General features: G+C 38.3%; 4 protein-coding genes. All 4 read right to left on the bottom strand.

Translation table 11 applies throughout. The features are described 5' to 3' along the window. Positions 1-148 precede the first annotated feature (148 nt). Positions 149-1378 carry an inner membrane CreD family protein gene (locus AB1414_17975; GenBank protein MEW6609302.1) on the bottom strand — a complete coding sequence of 410 codons (1230 nt, stop codon included), beginning with the start codon at positions 1376-1378 and terminating at the stop codon, positions 149-151. Between the two features lie 293 nt (positions 1379-1671). After that, the gene (locus tag AB1414_17980) at positions 1672-2046 is read right to left on the bottom strand and encodes a DUF5615 family PIN-like protein (GenBank protein MEW6609303.1); all 375 of its coding nucleotides are present in this window, start codon (positions 2044-2046) and stop codon (positions 1672-1674) included. Further along, positions 2034-2264, bottom strand: coding sequence for a DUF433 domain-containing protein (locus AB1414_17985; GenBank protein ID MEW6609304.1), 231 nt, complete (start codon positions 2262-2264; stop codon positions 2034-2036). The genes AB1414_17980 and AB1414_17985 overlap by 13 nt, the downstream gene beginning before the upstream one ends. Positions 2265-2624: 360 nt before the next feature. Continuing rightward, entirely contained in the window at positions 2625-2774 is a 150-nt protein-coding gene (locus tag AB1414_17990) for a hypothetical protein (GenBank protein MEW6609305.1), read from the bottom strand. Between the last annotated feature and the right edge of the window lie 387 nt (positions 2775-3161).

Below are 3161 nucleotides of genomic sequence, written 5' to 3' on the forward strand. Positions count from 1 at the left end.
CGGTTTGACCCTAAAATATCTCCTTTTTATTTTCTCACACAAAGCCACAAAGAACACAAAGGTTTATTGTTTTATTCAATTCCTTTGTGACTTTGTGTCTCTGTGTGATTATTTTTATTAGTCTAACCTTAGATTATACTACCTATTATTATTTGTTACTGATAACTTGTTTTTCCCAGTCAATTCGACCAGTAAATTGCATTACTACAAACAATGTTAAGATACAACAGATAGTTATTGCTAATCCTGTAAATCCTTCAAGAAAGAAAGCATACGAAAAAAGCACCAAATATACGAATTGTGAAAGACCTGTCTCTAAAAGAGCAAAACGCACTCCTACTACAAGCCACATGTAGGAGATTACCAAGAATATTGAAACTGCTGAGCAAATTACAAAAGCCAGGTGAATGTCAATGTGATCTACTAAATATGCCAAAAGCAGGTGGAAACTAAAAAATGCCGCTGAAATGAAGAAATAATTCATTGGATGGATATTGATTTTCTTCACTACTGTAATTATGAAGATCAAAAATAAGAAGAGGAAAAGAGAAACTGGTGCAAAGAAACTGACTCTACTGACAAAGGGACCCGGATTCAACCTCTGGGGCATATCCATACCGATTTGAATACCCGAGATTAAATTAGAATATCGCCAGGTAAGTTCCCAACCTTTGTCTTTTCTCTCCTTTTTTGTTGGAGAAATGCTATTCTCTGGAAAATCAATCTTATCAAAGTTTGTTATCATTATTAACTTGAAATTTTGAATCTGGGAAACATCAGCTCCAAAAAGATACCACCATTCATCCATTCCCTGCGATTCATAAGTAATTTCGATCTTTTTTGCTTCGCCTGAACCAAAGTTTAATTTCTTCAATATTTTTCCTGAAGTTGGTTGAAGTTCTTCAATCTTTTTTCCATCAACAATAAAGCAAAAATTGTCATAGATACCTTCTTTAGTAGGAAAGGTATAGTCAAAGAAAATATCACGATTCTCTTTAGCAGTATTTATAATCTGATACTTCCCAGAGTATCCAATTTGATATGTCGAATACCAAAGCAATCCCTTTCTTCGGTGATCGAGTTTAAAATTTACTGTAATATCGCTACTCTCAAGGGTAATGGGATGATCTGTTGTTTCTACCTTTGTCTCTATAATTGTTTCAGCTCCCCGAGTCGTTTTAACCTTCTTCTCACTTCTTGTTTGGTAGTATACATAGGGTGCCTGCTGCGTTTGAATAGTTCCCCATAATTGTCCAACTGCTCCTTTTAGCTTTACATCCTGTCTGTGAGTCCGCAAGTTGGTAACATTACCTAAAATAATCCAAGCTATGCTTGTGCAGATAAAGATAAAGATAATCGCTTTAATATGTTTCCACATCTTGTATCCCTCCTTATATTCTCCGATTATTCAGATACTTTCTTTAGTAGCCTAACGATAAAGTTCAGGTGCGGCGGGGAGAATTACCACAAAAGTTTGATAGCCAGATAAAACTTCGAGAGACCACAAAACTCTGACCACGGCACAATCCCCCGCCGTCAACTGCAACGCAGGGTTAGACAAAAGTTCTGATTCGCTGTCTTTTCCTTTTCCTCTGCCTCACCGAATTATTGTGCATTCCACATTCACGGTTTGACCCTAAAATATCTCCTTAACTCTCTGCCTTGGTTATTTCAGTCTCCAGTACCTGAAAAAACTATATAAGTTTGGTCTTTGAGAAGAACCACATATCCCTCAAAAGAATCCTTCTGAAAATGTTCGAGGAACCAGCCAAGTCTGTTCAATATCCCTTTACGGTTCGGCTGACGCAAAGTAATAATCACAACTCCATAGTGATAATCATAAAGATGAGGTACGGTGTGAAAGAAATCCTTGTCTGTTGTCAGAAATACCGCTTTATAGCGTTGTGCCATTTCAAAGATATAAGGATCTTCTGATCCTTCATCAACACTCCCTCGAATATCGACTACTTCATGACCACACTCTGTCAGAAATCCATTCGCAGCCTTAGGAAAATTTTCATCGAGGAAGAATTTCATACTGCGCATACCTCGTAAGGGGCTTCCTCGAAACGCGACAATTCACCTGCAAAAGCAAGAGCTGCCTGGATGTCCTCCCATGTTATATTTGGGTAATCTTGGAGTACATCATGGATTGAATCTCCGGACCCCAAAGCCCCAAGAATATTGCACACCATGACTCGAGTCCCACGGATAACTGGTTTACCGTGACATATTCTCGGGTTAATCTCAATCCTCTCATTCATCGTCTCAACCTCCTAAAAATAGAAAAAATAGGTATCCTCAGCATTTTTCTTAAAATTATCGTAGAGTTTTTATTAACCCCGCATCTACTCTTTTGACTTCTATCTCTAACTACTTATTGTCCAAAGGGATAGCTCATACCTGAAGCCATACCTCTTGTCAACACTCACTCAAGAGGTGACCCTGTGTTCTCAAAAAGACATCACTTTGTCCGACTCCCTGACGATTTCATAGAGATCTTTCATCGTCGAGAGAGGGCAGAGTTCTGTCCCTTCCGAGTGGCGCAGTTTGAGGCATGTGCCACAAGCCAGAATCTCGCCGCCATTGTCCACAAAAACCTGCATCTGTTCAGTGACTTTGAATTACTCCGTGTTCAGTTTCTCGCACTCCACGCCTTTGGCCATGAGGAAGGCTTTTACTTGGTCGCCTTGCTTCAGTGCAAACACACCGAATCGAAATCCATTCCACACAGTTTCTGCATCCGTTGAGTAAATCACGATTCCGATCTTCATATATTTTCTCCTCTCATTCTCTTGAGTAATGTCAAAAGTTTCAGTTTGATTTTTTCCCTAACTACTTGTATTTTCAAGTAATTGTGTCTAATTAACCTCCCTTCCCTACATTTTTGGTAACCGTTCAGGTAATCCTTTACCGCAGAGACGCAGAGAAACAGAGAAGAAAATATCTTTTTTTCGTGTTTTTCGGTATTTAAAAAGGCTTAAAAACAGTTAGTCGAAAGTAAGTATTAAAAGATTATAAACAACGAAAGCCCCGAAATGCACAAAAAAAGGGAATTTCTGTCTCTGGTGAATAGATTTTAATTTTTTCTCTGCGTCTCTGTGTCTGTTATGTAAAGTGTCAAGCTTTTTTTTATTTTTTTACTTAAGAAAAGACTCTAC

It is taken from the genome of bacterium, from assembly GCA_040755795.1.
In the GTDB taxonomy this organism is placed as follows: Bacteria; UBA9089; CG2-30-40-21; order CG2-30-40-21; family SBAY01; genus JBFLXS01.